17 protein-coding genes are annotated in these 17,571 nt (G+C 60.0%); 11 read left to right on the forward strand and 6 right to left on the reverse strand.

All coding sequences use genetic code 11. From position 1 onward, the window contains the following. The 3 genes from Q1W15_RS23500 to arfB form a co-directional block, all read left to right on the forward strand. Positions 1-230 (forward strand): hypothetical protein (locus Q1W15_RS23500; protein WP_300733463.1); only part of this gene is annotated, 230 nt, incomplete at its 5' end. Positions 231-698: 468 nt separating this feature from the next. Next, entirely contained in the window at positions 699-2,120 is a 1,422-nt protein-coding gene (locus tag Q1W15_RS23505) for an amino acid permease (RefSeq protein WP_300733466.1), read from the forward strand. 87 nt (positions 2,121-2,207) lie between these two features. Then, positions 2,208-2,621, forward strand: coding sequence for an alternative ribosome rescue aminoacyl-tRNA hydrolase ArfB (gene arfB / locus Q1W15_RS23510; RefSeq protein ID WP_300733468.1), 414 nt, complete (start codon positions 2,208-2,210; stop codon positions 2,619-2,621). 22 nt (positions 2,622-2,643) lie between these two features. Here the strand turns inward: arfB and Q1W15_RS23515 are convergent, their stop codons facing one another. The 6 genes from Q1W15_RS23515 to phhA all read right to left on the reverse strand — a co-directional run bounded on the left by Q1W15_RS23515 (position 2,644) and on the right by phhA (position 6,833). Beyond that, a complete protein-coding gene (locus Q1W15_RS23515; RefSeq protein ID WP_300733470.1) occupies positions 2,644-3,831 on the reverse strand; it encodes an MFS transporter in 1,188 nt (395 codons plus the stop codon). A gap of 20 nt (positions 3,832-3,851) precedes the next feature. After that, positions 3,852-4,028, reverse strand: coding sequence for a hypothetical protein (locus Q1W15_RS23520; protein WP_300733471.1), 177 nt, complete (start codon positions 4,026-4,028; stop codon positions 3,852-3,854). Between the two features lie 86 nt (positions 4,029-4,114). Beyond that, positions 4,115-4,246: a hypothetical protein gene (locus Q1W15_RS23525; RefSeq protein WP_300733473.1), complete on the reverse strand. Its 132-nt coding sequence runs from the start codon at positions 4,244-4,246 to the stop codon at positions 4,115-4,117. A 194-nt stretch (positions 4,247-4,440) separates the two neighbouring features. Next, positions 4,441-5,643 carry an amino acid aminotransferase gene (locus Q1W15_RS23530; RefSeq protein WP_300733475.1) on the reverse strand — a complete coding sequence of 401 codons (1,203 nt, stop codon included), beginning with the start codon at positions 5,641-5,643 and terminating at the stop codon, positions 4,441-4,443. Further along, positions 5,643-5,999, reverse strand: a complete 357-nt coding sequence (locus Q1W15_RS23535; RefSeq protein ID WP_300733477.1) for a 4a-hydroxytetrahydrobiopterin dehydratase — start codon at positions 5,997-5,999, stop codon at positions 5,643-5,645. Before Q1W15_RS23535 ends, Q1W15_RS23530 begins: the two co-directional genes overlap by 1 nt. Positions 6,000-6,041: 42 nt before the next feature. Beyond that, complete coding sequence (gene phhA / locus Q1W15_RS23540; RefSeq protein WP_300733479.1) at positions 6,042-6,833, reverse strand: phenylalanine 4-monooxygenase; 792 nt, start codon at positions 6,831-6,833, stop codon at positions 6,042-6,044. Positions 6,834-7,174: 341 nt separating this feature from the next. Between phhA and Q1W15_RS23545 the strand changes: the two genes are divergently transcribed. The 8 genes from Q1W15_RS23545 (at position 7,175) to Q1W15_RS23580 (ending at position 17,339) form a co-directional block, all read left to right on the forward strand. Next, entirely contained in the window at positions 7,175-8,740 is a 1,566-nt protein-coding gene (locus Q1W15_RS23545) for a sigma-54-dependent transcriptional regulator (RefSeq protein WP_300733481.1), read from the forward strand. A gap of 245 nt (positions 8,741-8,985) precedes the next feature. Beyond that, complete coding sequence (locus tag Q1W15_RS23550; protein ID WP_300733495.1) at positions 8,986-9,726, forward strand: flagellar basal body rod protein FlgF; 741 nt, start codon at positions 8,986-8,988, stop codon at positions 9,724-9,726. Between the two features lie 44 nt (positions 9,727-9,770). Then, positions 9,771-10,556, forward strand: a complete 786-nt coding sequence (gene flgG / locus Q1W15_RS23555) for a flagellar basal-body rod protein FlgG (protein WP_300733483.1) — start codon at positions 9,771-9,773, stop codon at positions 10,554-10,556. Positions 10,557-10,581: 25 nt separating this feature from the next. Beyond that, positions 10,582-11,277 (forward strand): flagellar basal body L-ring protein FlgH, encoded by a 696-nt coding sequence (gene flgH / locus Q1W15_RS23560; protein WP_300733485.1) that lies wholly within the window; start codon positions 10,582-10,584, stop codon positions 11,275-11,277. Between the two features lie 27 nt (positions 11,278-11,304). Continuing rightward, a complete protein-coding gene (locus Q1W15_RS23565; protein WP_300733487.1) occupies positions 11,305-12,414 on the forward strand; it encodes a flagellar basal body P-ring protein FlgI in 1,110 nt (369 codons plus the stop codon). 10 nt (positions 12,415-12,424) lie between these two features. Beyond that, entirely contained in the window at positions 12,425-13,684 is a 1,260-nt protein-coding gene (gene flgJ / locus Q1W15_RS23570) for a flagellar assembly peptidoglycan hydrolase FlgJ (RefSeq protein ID WP_300733489.1), read from the forward strand. A 10-nt stretch (positions 13,685-13,694) separates the two neighbouring features. Then, a complete protein-coding gene (gene flgK / locus Q1W15_RS23575) occupies positions 13,695-15,737 on the forward strand; it encodes a flagellar hook-associated protein FlgK (protein WP_300733491.1) in 2,043 nt (680 codons plus the stop codon). Between the two features lie 12 nt (positions 15,738-15,749). Next, entirely contained in the window at positions 15,750-17,339 is a 1,590-nt protein-coding gene (locus tag Q1W15_RS23580; protein ID WP_300733493.1) for a flagellar hook-associated protein 3, read from the forward strand. Positions 17,340-17,571 lie beyond the last annotated feature (232 nt).

The following is a 17,571-nucleotide window of genomic DNA, read 5'->3' on the forward strand; positions in this document are numbered from 1 at the left end:
ACAGCTTTTCAAAGTGGCACGGCGTAAGGCCGGAACCTCAAGTGGCCGTGACCGCAGCAATGGATAGAGTTGCTGCACGACAGCGCGGCTGTCATTGCGCTTTTAAAAATCAAAAGATCGCGAGCAAGCTCGCTCCTACGCCCCTTAGACCACGCTGGCCGAACGCAGGTTTTGCGCAGTGGGTAGGGGTATTAAAATTTATGGAAAGATTTCTTTACGTCTCGTCATGAAAAACATACGAAATCAGCCACTTAGCGACTTTAAATCGCCTCAATCACTGCGCTGTAAGAAAAATGTTCCGCGTGAGTGCTGTTTCAGAGGTTTCCTGCTTGTTTAGTGGGTTGTTTCGTCTTGCTGGCGGCGGTGTTATGGGTTCTTGCCTTCGTGCGGGTGTACAATGCGCCGCGTTTTAACTGTGACTCATTTGCGTACCCGCGCATTTGTGCCGTTCGGTGCTGCACCGACTGGCCAAAACCTCAAGGCTAACCGGCCTTGTTAACTCCGCATTGCTACACGCAGTGCGGGTTCGATTTCGTCACAGATAAAAACAAACAGGTGACGCATGACTCGTGAAACAACCCTTGATTCCTGGCGTCTGCGCTGGGGTTTGATTCGTGTTGTAGACGCTTCGATCACTGCTTCAGGTGCTCACGTTACAACGCACTGAATGACTTCAAACCTTGTGTGGAACCCTTCCAATGAGTGGACAAACCTCGCATTCGGGCGAGCTTAAGCGCGGCCTGAAAAATCGTCATATCCAATTGATTGCCCTCGGTGGCGCTATCGGTACCGGCCTGTTCCTGGGCTCGGCCGGGGTGCTCAAATCCGCTGGCCCGTCGATGATCCTGGGCTACGCCATCTGCGGCTTTATCGCCTTTATGATCATGCGCCAGCTCGGCGAAATGATCGTCGAAGAGCCGGTCGCGGGCTCTTTCAGCCACTTTGCACACAAATACTGGGGCGGTTTCGCCGGCTTTATGTCGGGCTGGAACTGCTGGGTGTTGTACATTCTGGTGGGCATGTCGGAACTGACAGCCGTGGGCAAGTACGTGCATTACTGGTGGCCCGAGATTCCGACCTGGGCTTCAGCCGCCGCGTTTTTCGTGCTGATCAACCTGATTAACCTGACCAACGTCAAAGTGTTCGGTGAAGCCGAGTTCTGGTTCGCGATCATCAAGGTCGTGGCGATTATTGGCATGATCGCCCTGGGCAGCTATTTGCTGGTCAGCGGCAGCGGCGGTCCGCAGGCGTCGGTCAGCAACCTGTGGGAGCGCGGTGGGTTCTTCCCTAATGGGACCACCGGTTTGATCATGGCCATGGCCTTTATCATGTTCTCCTTCGGTGGCCTGGAAATGCTCGGTTTTACCGCAGCAGAGGCCGATAAACCGCGCACCGTGATCCCGAAAGCGATCAACCAGGTGATTTACCGCATCCTGATTTTCTACATCGGTGCCTTGGTGGTGCTGTTGTCCCTGACCCCTTGGGACTCGCTGCTTGAGACCCTCAATGCCGGTGGCGACAGCTACAGCAGCAGCCCGTTCGTGCAAGTGTTCTCGATGCTGGGCAGCAACACGGCCGCGCACATCCTTAACTTTGTGGTGTTGACCGCCGCTTTGTCGGTGTACAACAGCGGCACTTACTGCAACAGCCGCATGTTGCTGGGTATGGCCCAGCAAGGCGACGCGCCGAAGCCGTTGGCCAAAATCGACAAGCGCGGTGTGCCGGTCAACGCGATCCTGGCGTCGGCCGCTGTGACCGTGATTGCCGTGTTGCTCAACTACCTGATGCCCCACGATGCGCTGGAGCTGTTGATGTCGCTGGTCGTGGCCACGCTGGTCATCAACTGGGCCATGATCAGCTACTCCCACGTCAAGTTCCGCCAGCATATGAACAACACCCGGCAAACGCCGCTGTTCAAGGCGCTGTGGTACCCGTATGGCAACTTTGTCTGCCTGGCGTTCGTGGTGTTTATTCTGGTGATCATGTTGATGATCCCGGGTATTCGCGTCTCGGTGTACGCAATTCCGGTGTGGGTGGTCTTTATGTGGGTGTGCTACCTGATCAAGAACAAGCGCGCGGTGCAAGTCGCGGCTCAAACCTGCGGTTCGGTCGCTAAATAAGCTGAATCGAAACCCGACAAACCCGGCCTTGCGCCGGGTTTGTTGTTTGTGGGGTATCCTGCGCGGTCTGAAGAGGACCCTTTTTCAATGTTGGTGATTTCAAATGCTGTTCATATCCCGGATGCCGAGATTGAACTGACGGCCATTCGTGCTCAGGGCGCGGGCGGGCAAAACGTCAACAAAGTCTCAAGCGCCATGCACCTGCGCTTCGATATTCCCGGCTCGTCGCTGCCAGCGTTCTACAAGGAGCGGCTGCTGGCGTTGCGTGACAGCCGGATTACCGGCGATGGCGTGCTGATCATCAAGGCGCAGCAGTACCGCACGCAGGAGCAGAACCGGGCGGACGCCCTGGAGCGTTTGCTGGAGTTGATCCTGAGCGCCAGCAAAGTCGAGAAAAAGCGCCGGCCGACCAAGCCGACGCTGGGCTCGAAGAAGCGTCGCCTTGAATCTAAAACCAAGCGAGGCAGCATCAAGGCCGGGCGTGGCAAGGTCGACTTCTAACCCCTCTCGCAGGTGCGAGTGTTCAATCCGGCCTCAAGCGTTTGGCCTGGCGATACAGGTAAATACTCAGCAATAAGCCGCTGAACGCGGCCAGGGCGGCAAACAGAAAAATCGAACCAAAGCCAAACCCTGCCGCCACCGCACCGACCAGCGGGCCAGTGATGCCCAAAGACAAGTCGATAAACAGCGAGTACGCCCCCACCGCCGCGCCGCGGCTGGAGGGCGGCACCAGGTTGACCGCCTCGACCCCCAGCGCCGGGAAGACCAGCGAGAACCCGAACCCGCTCAAGGCCGCGCCCGCCAATGCAATGTGCGGGTCCGGTGCCAGCCACAGCAACAGCAGGCCCAGGGTTTCAACGCTCAGGCAGACAATCGCCACGCGAAAACCGCCAATACGGTTGATCAAATTGCCAAACATCAACCGGGCACTGATAAAGCTGGCCCCAAACAGGCTCAGGCACAGCGCCGCGTTCTCCCAGTGCTGGGTCGCGTAGTACAGGGTGATAAAGGTGGCGATGGTGCCAAAACCGATGGAGCCCAGGGCCAGGCCAGTGCCGTGGGGCAGTACCCGGCCCAGCACATGAAGAAAGGGCAGGCGCACACCGGTGACAATTGGCGCGGCGAGTTTGGGCCATGCCAGCAGCACACCCACGGTTGCCAAGGCAATGATGCTGACGCCCAGGCTCCACATGCCCAAATGCTCGACCATCACCACGCCTAGCGGTGCGCCAATGGCGATTGCGCCGTAACTGGCAATGCCGTTCCAGGAGATGACCTTGGCCGTGTGGGCCGCGCCGACCCGCCCGATGCCCCAGCCGATCGACCCGGAGCCCACCAAGCTCTCTGCGCTGCCGAGTATCAGGCGGCCGATCAACAGGCAGGTAAGGCTCAAGGCGGGCAGGGCCACCAGCCAGCTGGATATCAACATAAAGACACCGCTTAACCCGCAGCCCACCAGGCCGATGATCACGGCGCGTTTGCTGCCCTGGATGTCAATGATGCGGCTGGCATACGGCCGGCTTAGCAGCGTGGCCAGGTATTGGACACTGATCACCAGGCCCGCGATCACGGTGCCGAACCCCAGGTGGTTGTGCACATAGCCAGGCAGCACGGCCAGGGGAATGCCGATATTCAGGTAGCCGATAAAGGTGAACAGAACGATAGACACCACATTCAAAGTGACGGCCAGCGGACGTTGTGTTTCGGGCATGGGGCGAGGGTCCTGCGGCGTTAGAGCGGCGTTATCAACCGGGTTGCGATCAGGGCTGCCAGGGCGTTCTCTTGAGTGCCAAAGCGCGCCAGCAAGCGGGTCTGTTTCTCAGGGGGTAGGCGGTCCCAAAGCGCGATCATTTTCTCGGCGGTGCCGATCAGAACGCTGGCCTGGGTGTCGCTGAAGGTATCAGTCACGGTGAGGTCCGGGAGGGGGAGTGACGCAATTGTGTCAGGCGGTGTGAAAAAACCAATGTTTTTTCGCACCGCCTGATGAATGACCGTCAGTCTTCGCTGTCGGTCATGAGGCTTTCTTGAGCCTCGTCCAGTGCGGGGGTTTCGCCACTGGAGTGTTGCGCGATTGGCTGCTCGGTTTCTTGCAGGCTTGGGAAAGGGAGGTTTGGGATCTCATGCATCGTCGCGCTCCTCGCACAGTGTGTTTTTAAGTAGCTTGCTAAGGATACAGGACGAAGTGTGACAATTTGTCTTTTAATTGCGTCTGAAGCGGATTGTGTCGATTTTCCAACGCCCTCGGCCATTGTAGGAACGAGCTTGCTCGTGATCTGTTGATCTTTACAAGATCGCGGGCAAGTTCGCGCCTACAGAACGCCTACGTGCGGTGGGTGCACACCTGGGCAATTGCTTTGGCGAGCAGGTTCAGGCGGGTGCCGTCCACCCCGGCCATGTTGGCGCGGCCTGAACCGACCATGTACACGCTGTGCGCTTCACGCAGTAAACGCACTTGCTCGGCGGTCAGGCCTGTGTACGAAAACATACCGCGTTGTTGGTTGATATGGGCAAAGCGCTCGGCCAGGCCAAAAGGGGCCAGTGCTTGCACCAGGCCGCCGCGCAGGTGCGCGATGCGGCTGCGCATGGCTTCCACTTCTTCGACCCATAATGTTCTAAGCGCCGCATCGCCCAGAATGGTCGCCACCACGGCGGCACCGTGATCCGGCGGGTTGGACCACAGGTTGCGGGCCAGGTACGCCAGTTGGCTGCGGATGTCCGTCAGTTTCTCGGCATCCTGAGCGCACATGATCAGCGCGCCCACCCGTTCGCGGTACAGGCCGAAGTTTTTCGAGCAGGAGCTGGTGATCAACAGTTCCGGCAGTTCACGGGCGAACAGCCGCGTTGACCAGGCGTCTGCTTCCAGGCCATCGCCAAAGCCCTGGTAGGCAAAGTCGATCAGTGGCAGCAATTCACGGCGGCGCACAACCTCCAGTACTTTCAGCCAGTCGGCGTGCGACAGGTCGAAGCCCGTGGGGTTGTGGCAGCACGCGTGCAGCAGCACCACATCGCCCTTGGGGGCCTGCTCCAGCGCGGCGAGCATGGCAGTGACATTAAGCGTGTTGTCGTGACCCACGTAAGGGTAGTGGCTGATCTTCAGGCCGGCAGCCGCGAAGATCGTCTCGTGGATGGGCCAGGTCGGGTCACTCAGCCAAATTCCGCGCCCGGGCAAGCATTGCGCAATAAAGTCAGCGGCCAGACGCAAGGCACCGGTGCCGCCCGGTGTTTGTGTGGCACCGGCGCGGTGTTCGTTCAGCAGTGGCGAGTCTTCGCCCAGCACCAGCGCGCTGATCAATTGGCCGAAGCGGCTGTCGCCGTGCCCGCCGATGTAGGTCTTGGTGTGTTGCTGGTCCACCAGGCGCTGCTCTGCCTGTTTGACTGACTGCAAAATCGGCGTCAGGCCGTTGGCGTCTTTATAAACGCCAACGCCCAGGTCGAATTTGTTCGGGTTGGCGTCTTGGGCATAGGCATCCATCAACCCCAGAATCGGATCGCCCGGCACCCGGCCTATGGCCGCGAAGTGCATTACTTGCGCCCTTCAGCGGTTTTCGCCACGTCGTCCGTGCGCGCCGCCATGATGAAGTCATTGCGGTGCAGGCCTTTGATCGAATGGCTCCACCAGGTCACGGTCACTTTGCCCCACTCGGTCAACAGGCCCGGGTGATGGCCTTCAGCCTCGGAGATTTCAGCCACGGCATTGGTAAAGGCCAGGGCAAATTTGAAGTTCTTGAACAGAAAGACCTTTTCCAACTGCATAACGCCGTCGCGGACTTCGATGTTCCAGTCCGGGATTTGCTTGATCAGTACCGGCAATTCTTCATCGCTGACCTGGGGGGCATCGGCGCGGCAGGCTTCGCAGTGGGCTTGGTTCAGTGCGTTCATGGTGTATTCCTGAAGTCGTTTTTTTTGTGTTTGAAAAGCGCGTCAAGCGGCCTTGGGCTTGGGCGCAAATTTGGGGGCGTGAAGGCCCAGTTCCATGCCGTGTTCAACCATGCCCATGATGTCCTCGTGAGCCAGGTCAAACAGCCGCTTCAAATTCGGCAGAACAAAATACAGCGGTTGCAGGATATCGATCCGGTAAGGCGTACGCATGGCTTCCAGCGGATCGAAGGCCTGATGTTCCGGCTCTGCCGACAGGCTGTAAACCGTTTCTTTGGGTGACGAGAGAATGCCGCCCCCATAGATGCGCTGGCCTTCTGGCGTGTCCACCAGCCCGAATTCTATGGTCATCCAGTACAGACGGGCCAGGTACACGCGTTGTTCCTTGCTGGCCTGCAAGCCCAACTTGCCATAGGTGTGTGTGAACTCAGCGAACCACGGGTTGGTCAGCAGCGGGCAATGGCCGAAAATTTCATGGAAAATATCGGGTTCTTGCAGGTAATCCAGCTCTTCAGGGGTGCGAATAAACGTCGCCACCGGGAATTGCTTATTGGCCAGCAGTTCGAAGAAGGTCTGAAAGGGGATCAGGGCAGGGACGCGGGCGACTTGCCAGCCGGTGGTTGCACCCAGCACGGCGTTGATTTCGCCTAATTGCGGAATGCGGTCATGGGGCAGGTCGAGTTTATCGATGCCTTCCATGTACTCAGGGCAAGCGCGGCCTTCCAGCAGTTTCAGTTGGCGGGTGATCAGCGTGTTCCACACCGCGTGTTCGCCGGGTGTGTAATGGATAAAGTCGTTTTCATCCGGTTCGCGGGCGACGTACTTCGTTTGTTTCATGGGGCTCTCCGCAGAGAAATCGTTTTTATTGTTCTGTCAGGGACGGCGGGTGTTCGTGGTTAAGTGATACGCCAAGTTCTGGCCGGGTGCAGCCGGGCAAACGTCTCAATTGCCGGGAGGGCGTGGGTAATTCGTAAATAATTTGTTACGACAAGGCAATTGAACTGTCTTTCTTGCGTGAGGGATTGCAAAATCGTAAAAAAATCGTGACAGCGAAATGCTCTCCCGAGCAAAAAAACAACCCTGTAGGAGCGAGCTTGCTCGCGATCTTTTAAAAGGATCAAAAGATCGCGAGCAAGCTCGCTCCCACAGGTAGCAAATCAATAGCCGAGCCTTGCCCTATGCGTATCAAAGTCCATTGCCAAAACCGGATTGGCATCCTTCGCGACATTCTTAACCTGCTGGTGGCTTACGGCATCAACGTCAAGCGGGGCGAGGTCGGGGGTGATCAGGGTAATGCGATTTACCTGTATTGCCCCAACCTGATTAACCTGCAGTTCCAGGCGCTGCGCCCGAAGTTTGAAACCATTGCCGGTGTATTTGGTGTGAAGCGCGTAGGGCTAATGCCCAGCGAGCGCAGGCATATGGAACTCAATGCCTTGTTGGGCGCGATGGAGTTTCCGGTGCTGTCCATCGATATGGCGGGCAGCATCGTGGCGGCCAACCGCGCCGCCGCGCAACTACTCGGGGTGCGGGTGGATGAAGTGCCCGGCATCGCGCTGTCGCGTTACGCCGAAGACTTTGACCTGCCTGAGTTGGTGCGCGCCAACAAAGCGCGGATCAACGGCTTGCGGGTCAAGATCAAAGGTCACGTTTTTTTGGCGGACATCGCCCCCTTGCAACTTGAAAGCGATGACAGCGAAGCCATGGCGGGCGCGGTGCTGACCTTGCACCGTGCCGACCGCGTTGGGGAACAGATCTACAACGTGCGCAAGCAGGAATTGCGCGGTTTTGACAGCATCTTCCAAAGCTCCAAAGTCATGGCGGCCGTGGTGCGCGAGGCCCGGCGCATGGCCCCGCTGGATGCGCCCTTATTAATAGAAGGCGAAACCGGTACCGGCAAGGAGCTGCTGGCGCGTGCTTGCCATCTGGCCAGCCCGCGCGGGCAATCGCCGCTGATGGCGCTTAACTGTGCCGGCTTGCCCGAGTCCATGGCCGAAACCGAGCTGTTCGGTTACGGCCCCGGTGCCTTTGAAGGCGCGCGGGCCGAAGGCAAATTGGGCCTGCTGGAATTGACCGCTGGCGGCACCTTGTTTCTGGATGGTGTAGGGGAAATGAGCCCGCGCTTGCAGGTGAAACTGCTGCGCTTCCTGCAGGACGGCTGCTTCCGGCGAGTAGGCAGTGATGAAGAGGTGTACCTGGATGTGCGGGTGATGTGCGCCACCCAAGTCGATTTGTCTGAACTGTGCGCTCGCGGTGAATTCCGCCAGGACCTGTACCACCGGCTTAACGTGCTGTCGCTGCATATCCCGCCGCTGCGCGAATGCCTGGACGGCCTGGAGCCTTTGGTGGAGCATTTTCTCGATCAGGCCAGCCGCCAGATCGGCTGCCCGTTGCCGCGACTGGCCCCGCCGGCCTTGGACCGTCTGCGCTACTACCATTGGCCGGGTAACGTGCGGCAACTGGAGAACGTGCTGTTTCAGGCGGTGTCGTTGTGCGACGGCGGCGTGGTCAAGGTTGAACACATTCGCCTGCCGGACTACGGCGTGCGCCAGCCACTGGGCGAATTCTCCATGGAAGGCGGGCTGGAACAAATTGTCGGACGTTTCGAGAAAAGCGTGTTGGAGCGGCTGTATGCCGAACACCCCAGTAGCCGTTTGCTGGGCAAGCGCTTGGGCGTGTCCCACACCACCATCGCCAACAAACTGCGCGAGCACGACATCATCAAGCCCGGTAAAGAAACCTGAGTTGCCAACATGAAACGCGTAGGAGCGAGCTTGCTCGCGATCTTTTGATCGGTTTAAACGATCGCGAGCAAGCTCGTTCCTACAGGACATTGTTTGCCGCTATCGGCATATCCGCGCCGTTTCACGTTTTTAAACCCATGCCGTAAATCCCTTGTGCAGCCCTCAAACCCCGGCCCCACACCGTCAAAAAAAAGTTGGTGCGCTAATTGCTAGAACACCGTCAAGACTCATCCCGAGGCAAGACAGTGGACAAGTACCTGTATGTGGCAATGACCGGTGCCAGCCAGAACGCGCTGGCGCAAAAGGCCCATGCCAACAACCTGGCGAACATCTCGACCAACGGCTTTCAGCGCGACCTGGAACAGGCGCGTTCGATGCCGGTGTTTGGCGACAGCTTTCCCGCACGGGCCTTTGCCCTGAGCGAGCGCCCGGGTACGGACTTCACCCCAGGCGCGATGGTTCAGACCGGGCGTGACCTGGACGTGGCGGTGGGTGGCGACGGCTGGATGGCGGTGCAAACCCCGGAGGGCGGCGAGGCTTACGTACGCACCGCGAGCTTGAATGTGGACGCGTTGGGCATGCTGCGGGCGGGCAACGGCATGCCGGTGATGGGCAATGCCGGGCCGATTGCCGTGCCGCCGGAGCAAAAAATCGAAATTGGTGAAGACGGCACCGTCAGTATCCGCGCCATGGGCGAAGGCCCGCGAGTGATGGCTGAAGTGGACCGCATCAAGCTGGTTCAACCCGACCTGCGCACCCTGAGCAAAGGGCCGGACGGCATGATCCGCACCCGTGACGGCCAACCGGTACCCGCCGATGCCAACGTGCGCGTGGTCTCCGGGTTCCTGGAAGCGAGCAACGTCAATGCCGTGGAAGAGATGACCTCGGTGCTGGCCCTGGCCAAGCAGTTCGAACTGCACATCAAAATGATGAACACCGCCAAAGAAGACGATCAGGCCATGACTCGGGTCCTGTCCATCAGCTAATGACTTGAACGCTGCGCCGAAAAACGGCGGGCGAGGAGAACACCATGCTTCCGGCACTATGGGTTGCTAAAACCGGTTTGGCTGCACAAGACACCAACCTGACGACCATTTCCAACAACCTGGCCAACGTCTCGACCACGGGCTTCAAGCGCGATCGCGCCGAGTTCCAGGACTTGCTCTACCAGATCAAACGTCAGCCGGGCGCACAGTCCACCCAGGACAGCGAATTGCCGTCGGGCCTGCAAGTGGGCACCGGGGTGCGCATTGTCGGCACGCAAAAGAACTTCACCGCCGGCAGCCTGCAGACCACCGAGCAGCCGCTGGACATGGCGATCAACGGCCGCGGTTTTTTCCAGGTCATGCAGCCTGATGGCACTACGGCCTACACCCGTGACGGTACTTTTCACCTGGACGCCAACGGCCAGATCGTCACGGCCAGCGGCTTTGCCCTGGAACCGGCGATTGTGGTGCCGGCCGATGCCCAGACGTTCACTGTCGGCCAGGACGGCACGGTGTCGGTGACCATCACTGGCAACGCGGCCGCGCAAATCATTGGCAACCTGCAAACCGCCGACTTTATCAACCCGGCGGGCCTGCAGTCCCAGGGCGGCAACCTGTTTGTGGAAACGGCTTCCAGCGGTGCCCCGCAAATCGGCACGCCCGGCCTGAACGGCTTTGGCACCACCATGCAAAGCACCCTCGAAACCTCCAACGTCAGCACCGTGGAAGAAATGGTCAACATGATCACCACGCAGCGGGCCTACGAGATGAACTCCAAAGTCATCTCCACTGCTGACCAAATGCTGTCGTATGTGACGCAAAACCTGTAATGACGCAGCCAGGGCGGGAGATTTCATGAAACGCTTTTATTCAGTGCTGGCACTGGGCACCGTGACGTTCCTGGCGGGGTGCGTCAGCCCGCCGCCACGGCCCAATGACCCTTACTACGCCCCGGTATTGCCGCGCACACCGTTGCCGGCGGCGGCCAACAATGGCTCGATTTACCAGGCCGGTTTCGAACAGAACCTGTACAGCGACCGCAAGGCGTTTCGCATTGGCGACATCATCACCATCACCCTGAATGAGCGAACCCAAGCGAGTAAAAACGCCAACTCGGCCATCGGCAAAAACAGCAAAACCAACATCGGCCTGACGTCGCTGTTTGGGGGCGGCATGACCACCAACAATCCATTGGGCGGTGCCGACCTGAGCCTGGATGCGGGTTATAGCGGTAGCCGCGCCACCAAGGGCGACAGCAAGGCCGGGCAGGGCAACAGCCTGACCGGTTCGATCACCGTGACCGTGGCTGATGTATTGCCCAATGGGATCATCGCGGTGCGCGGCGAAAAATGGATGACCCTGAACACCGGCGATGAGTTGGTGCGCATTGCGGGTCTGGTGCGCGCCGATGACATCGCCACTGACAATACGGTGCCTTCGACCCGCGTGGCCGATGCGCGCATCACCTACTCGGGCACGGGCTCGTTTGCCGATGCCAGCCAACCGGGCTGGTTTGACCGTTTCTTCCTTAGCCCGCTGTTTCCTTTTTGAAGCGCTTGCCCTTAAGTGAACCTCACCATGCCTAACCTCAAGCATTTGCTCGCAGCCGTGCTGCTGTTGTCGACCAGCCTGGGCGTGCACGCCGAGCGGTTAAAAGACATCGCCAGCATTTCCGGCGTGCGCTCCAACCAATTGATCGGTTATGGCTTGGTGGTCGGGCTCAATGGCACGGGCGACCAGACCACGCAAACCCCGTTCACCCTGCAGACGTTCAACAACATGTTGTCGCAGTTCGGCATCAAAGTGCCGCCGGGCTCGGGCAACGTGCAGTTGAAAAACGTCGCGGCGGTGTCCATCAGTGCCGATTTGCCCGCGTTCGCCAAGCCGGGCCAGGTGATCGACATCACCGTGTCCTCCATCGGTAACTCCAAAAGCCTGCGCGGCGGGACATTGCTGCTGACGCCGCTCAAGGGCATCGACGGCAACGTGTACGCCGTGGCTCAAGGCAACCTGGTGGTCGGCGGCTTTGACGCCGAAGGCCGCGACGGTTCGAAAATCACCGTCAACATTCCGTCGGCCGGGCGCATTCCGGGCGGTGCGTCGGTGGAGCGCGCGGTGCCGAGCGGTTTCAATCAGGGCAACAGCCTGACCCTGAACCTCAACCGTTCTGACTTCACCACCGCCAAGCGCGTGGTCGATAAAATCAATGACCTGCTCGGCCCCGGCGTGGCGCAGGCCATCGACGGTGGCTCGATCCGCGTGACTGCGCCGCTGGACCCCGGCCAGCGGGTGGACTACCTGTCGATTCTGGAAAACCTTGAAGTGGACCCAGGGCAAGCGGTGGCCAAGGTCATCATCAACTCGCGCACCGGCACCATCGTGATCGGCCAGAACGTCAAGGTGTCGCCTGCGGCCGTGACCCACGGCAGCCTGACCGTGACCATCACCGAAGACCCGATTGTCAGCCAGCCAGGCCCGTTCTCCAATGGCGAGACCGCCGTGGTGCCGCGCTCGCGGATCAACGCGCAGCAAGAGGCCAAGCCGATGTTCAAGTTTGGCCCGGGCACCACCCTGGATGAAATCGTACGCGCCGTGAATCAGGTGGGGGCCGCGCCCAGCGACCTGATGGCGATCCTCGAAGCCCTGAAACAGGCCGGTGCGTTGCAAGCCGACCTGATCGTGATTTGAGGCTGACAGCATGGAAATGAAAGGGGGCGTCATCGGTGGCAGCGACTCGGGATCGTTTAGCGACCTGAACCGGCTGAACAACCTGAAAGTGGGGGACCGCGACAGCGATGCCAACATGCGCAAGGTGGCGCAGGAGTTCGAATCGCTGTTCCTCAACGAAATGCTCAAGTCCATGCGCTCGGCCAATGAAGTGTTGGGGGAGGGCAACCCGCTCAACACCCCGGCGGCCAAGCAGTATCAGGAAATGTACGACCAGCAATTGTCTGTGACCCTGTCGCGCCAGGGCGGCGGCATTGGCCTGGCCGATGTGTTGATGCGCCAGATGTCGAAAAACAAATCCGCCGTGCCGGGTGAGGCGGTGGCCATCACCGCGTTGACCCCTGAAACGCCCCCCCCGGCCGTGACCGCGACGGCGGCCGTCGACAGCCCGCTGGTGCGCGTCAATGGCCAGCGGCCTTTGTGGGCGGTACGGGTCGCCACCGAGCCGGGTGCGGCCCTGGACGTGCATAGAAACGACCGGGCGCTGCTTAATCAGCGGCGCCTGGCATTGCCGAACAAACTGACGGACCGCCTGTTGGCGGGCATCGTGCCCTCGGCCGACGCGGCGCGTTCTACCCTCAACACCGGCGGTATGCCGGGGCGCACCCAGGCGATGGAGGCGGTGATCAAAGACAGCCGCTCGCCGATGCTCAGTGCCAGTGGCAGCCAAGGGCGCTTGCAAATTTACGGCCGCGCGGTGGCCCAGCCGCCGCTGGCCCCGGTCAAGCAGGCGTTTGAATCGGCCGATGCCTTTGTCGCCACCCTGATGCCCATGGCGCAACAGGCCGCCGACCGTATTGGCGTCGACCCGCTGTACCTGGTGGCGCAAGCCGCGCTGGAAACCGGCTGGGGCAAATCGGTGATGCGCCAGCAGGACGGCACCAGCAGCCATAACCTGTTCGGCATCAAGGCCACCGGCAGTTGGCAGGGCGCGCAGGCGCGGGCCATCACCAGCGAGTTCAAGGGCGGGCAAATGGTCAGGGAGACGGCGGACTTCCGCTCCTACGACTCCTATCAGGACAGCTTCCACGACCTGGTCACGCTGTTGCAGAGCAACACACGTTATAAAGATGTGCTCAACGCGGCCGATAGACCTGAGCAGTTTGTACGCGAGTTGCAGAAGGCCGGTTACGCAACCGACCCGGACTACGCGAGCAAGATTTCGCAGATAGCCAAGCAAATGAAAACCTACCAGAGCTTCGCCTCGACGGGTTCTCTCACGCATTTATAAGGTTTGAACCATGGCGAGTTTGATCAACATCGGAATGTCGGGGCTGAACGCCAGCCAAGGGGCGTTGGCGACGGTCGGCAATAACATTGCCAACGCCAACACCTCGGGCTATTCGCGCCAGCAAGTCGTTCAGGGCAGCGCCGCGTCGCAGCAGGTGGGTGGGGTGTTTATCGGCACCGGCACCACCTTGGCGGACGTGCGCCGTGTCTACAATTCCTATCTCGACGCCCAGTTGCAAACCACCACGTCGCTGAACGGTGATGCCCAGGCTTACCTGGACCAGATTGGCTCGGTCGACAAATTACTGTCGGATAAGAGCACCGGCGTTTCGTCGGCGCTCAACAGCTTTTTCGCGTCCTTGCAAACCGCGGCGGGCGCGCCGGGGGATATGTCGTCGCGCCAGTTATTGCTGACCAGCGCGCAAACCCTGAGCAACCGTTTCAACTCGATCGCGACCCAGCTCAACCAGCAGAACGAAGGCCTTAACAGCCAGTTGGACACCTTGGCCTCAATGGTCAACCAGCACACGGCCACCATTGCCTCGCTGAACAAACAGATCACCCAGGCCACCACCGCCGGCAACACCCCGAACAACTTGCTGGATGCACGCAACGAAGCGGTGCGCACGCTCAATGAACTGGTCGGCGTGACCGTTCAGGAGCATGACAATGTGTACGACATCACCCTGGGTACCGGCCAGGCGCTGGTGCAGGGTGACACGAGCAACACCTTGTCGGCGGTGCCGGGCAAAATCGACAAAAGCCAGTTCAGCATTCAAATCAACTACGCGCAGTCCAGCTCTGACGTCACCTCGGTGCTGACCGGCGGCAAGATGGGCGGCCTGCTGCGCTACCGCGAAGACGTATTGGCCCCGGCCATGAACGAGCTGGGCCGTACCGCCATTGTGGTGGCCGACGCCATCAACCGCCAGTTGGGGCAAGGCCTGGACATGAACGGCGAGTTTGGCGCGTCGATGTTCAACAGCATCAACAGCGAGAAGGCCATCAGCCAGCGCAGCCTGGCCGCGACCGGCAATAACCCGGCGTCCGGCAACCTGAATGTCAGCATCACCAACAGCGGTGCGCTGACCACCTTTGACTACGAAGTAACGTTCTCCAGCAGCCAGGCCTACACGGTCAAACGTTCCGACGGCGCAAGCATGGGCCCGTTTGAACTGGGCAGCACCCCGCCAGCGGTGATCGATGGCTTCAGCCTGGACCTCAATGGCGCGGCGCTGAGCAAGGGTGACACGTTCAAAGTCAGCCCCACCCGCACCGGTGCGAGCGCCATCGGGGTGCAAATGACCGATGCCAACCAGTTGGCGTTTTCCGGGGTGCTGGTGTCGGGCGCGGGCGGTTCCAATTCGGGCACCGGTGCGGTGAGCGGCTTGAACCTGTCGGCACCGCTGGACATCTATGGCGGTCAGGCGCTGGGCAAGGCCCAAGGTGATATCGAAGGCCTGCTGCCCGTGCGGCTGGCCTTTGGCGAGGTCAAGGACGGCGCGCAGAGTTACCGGGTGCTGAACGAAAAGGGCGAGGAAATCGCCAAGGGCACCCTCGTTCCTGGCCAGGACAATAAAGTCACCCTCAAAATCCCGATGACCAACGCGGATGGCACGCCCATCAACAACGCCGACGGCACGCCCAAAACTGTCAATTTTGATGCCAGCCTCAGCGGTTCGCCGGCCAAGGGCGACACCTTCGACATCAAATTCAACAAAGACGGCAAAGCGGACAATCGCAACGCCAACCAATTGATGGGCCTGCAAACCAAGGCCACCGTGGGCACCGCCGATGGTGGCGGGGTCAGCCTGGGCACCTCGTACAGCCAATTGGTCTCCAAGGTGGGTGCCAAGGCCAGCCAGGCCGGGGTTGACGCCACGGCCAACAACGCGGCGCTGACCTATGCCAAGGAAACCCGCAACTCGGTCTCCCAGGTCAACCTGGACGAAGAAGCGTCCAACCTGGTGAAGTTTCAGCAGTACTACACGGCATCGTCGCAGATCATCAAAGCGGCGCAAGAAACCTTCAGCACGCTGATCAACAGTCTTTAAGGGAGCCCGACGATGCGTATTTCCACTGCCCAGTTTTATGAGTCGACCAGCGCCACCTACCAGAACAACTTCTCGTCGGTGATCAAGACCCAAGGCCAGATTGACTCCGGCGTGCGTATTCAGACAGCCGCCGATGACCCCGTTGGCGCGGCACGCCTGCTGCAGTTGCAACAGCAAAAAGCCATGTTGGGCCAGTACACCGCCAACATGAACAGCATCAAGGCTTCGTTGGGCAGCCAGGAAACGGTTCTGGACAGCATCAACACCGCGCTGCAAAAAGCCGGTGAGCTGACGCTACGGGCGGGCGGTGCGACGGCCGACGCTGACCGCTTCGCCATCGCCAATGAGCTGGGCAGCCTCGAAGACCAGGTCTTCAGCCTGCTCAACAGCAAGGACGCGTCGGGCAACTACCTGTTCTCGGGCTCCAAGACCGACACGCCGCCTTACACCCGTAATAACGACAGCACCTACACCTACCAAGGCGACGACACACAGCTCAACCTGAAGGTGTCCGACACCTTGAACCTGGCCAGCAGTGACACGGCCAAAAGCTTTATGGAAGGCGCGGTCAACACGGGCCGTACCCAGGTGACGGCGCGGCCGCCGGTGAACAGCGACGGCGATGTGATTGCTGACAATGGCGCGGTGTCGGTGTCCGCTGGTTTGATCACCTCAAGCCCAGTGTTCAACAAGAGTTTTGCCGATGGCCAGCCCTATAAACTGGTGTTCACCAGCAGCACCCAGTACACGCTGATGGACGCCAACGACAACGACATCACCGCTGAAGTGTCGAGCAACGGCGTGTTCGATTCGACCAAGGAGGGGGCTCACAGCCTCAACCTGCGCGGCGTGACGTTCGACATCAACCTGAACCTCAAGGACATCCCGGCGGCTGACCGCGACGCGGCGGTGGCGGGGCATTCGTTTGACCTGCACGCCAAGCCCGACACCTTCAACACCTCGCGCACCCCGAGCAACCCGTCCACCGCGCAAATCACCGACTCACGCGTGGCTGATGCCCAGGTGTACAGCGACAGCTTCCCCAGCAATGGCGCGCTGATCAATTTCACCAGCGAGACCGAGTACGAGGTGTATGCGCAGCCCGTCACGGCCAATAGCAAACCGATTACCAAAGCCAGCATGACGGGTGATTCGCTGACGGTCATGGGAGTCACGTTTGACTTCACCGGGCCGCGAGCGGCGGGCGACCAGTTCGTGGCCAGCGGCAACAACCACCAGAGCCAGAATGCCCTGGATACCCTGAGCCAGTTGCGTCAGGCGCTGAAAGTGCCGACCGACAAAGACCCCGCCGCGCTTCAGGCCCAGCGCGATGCCATCAACTCGGCGATTGGCAACCTGAAAAACGCCAGTGCGGGCATCGACGCGGCCCGAGGGTCGATTGGTGCACGCTTGAAAGCAGTGGACCTCCAGGCCGATGAAAACATCAGCATGGGCCTGGCCAACGACTCCACCACGGCGGCCATCGGCAACACTGACATGGCGGGGGCATCGATTGAACTGGCATTCCAGAAATCCATGCTCGAAGCCTCACAACTGGCCTTCGTCAAAATCGCCCAGCTGAGCCTGTTCAACCAGTTGTAATGGGGTGGGCTTGTAGTCGTTGCCGAAGGCTGCGATCGGTTGCGCAGCGATCGTAAAACCTGAGTCCTGGGTCTGACAGGTGGGCCGTGCGCCTGTGTACCGGGTACATATCCATTACGCGTGTTTAACCGAGCTATCGGTTTCGCTCTTACAGCGAGTCCCTTTTGTCAAACAGCCACAAAAGGAACCAAAAAGGCCTTGCCCCGACGTTCGGCCTTCGCTGCGCTCAGGT

It is taken from the genome of Pseudomonas sp. (assembly GCF_030150285.1).
GTDB lineage: Bacteria > Pseudomonadota > Gammaproteobacteria > Pseudomonadales > Pseudomonadaceae > Aquipseudomonas.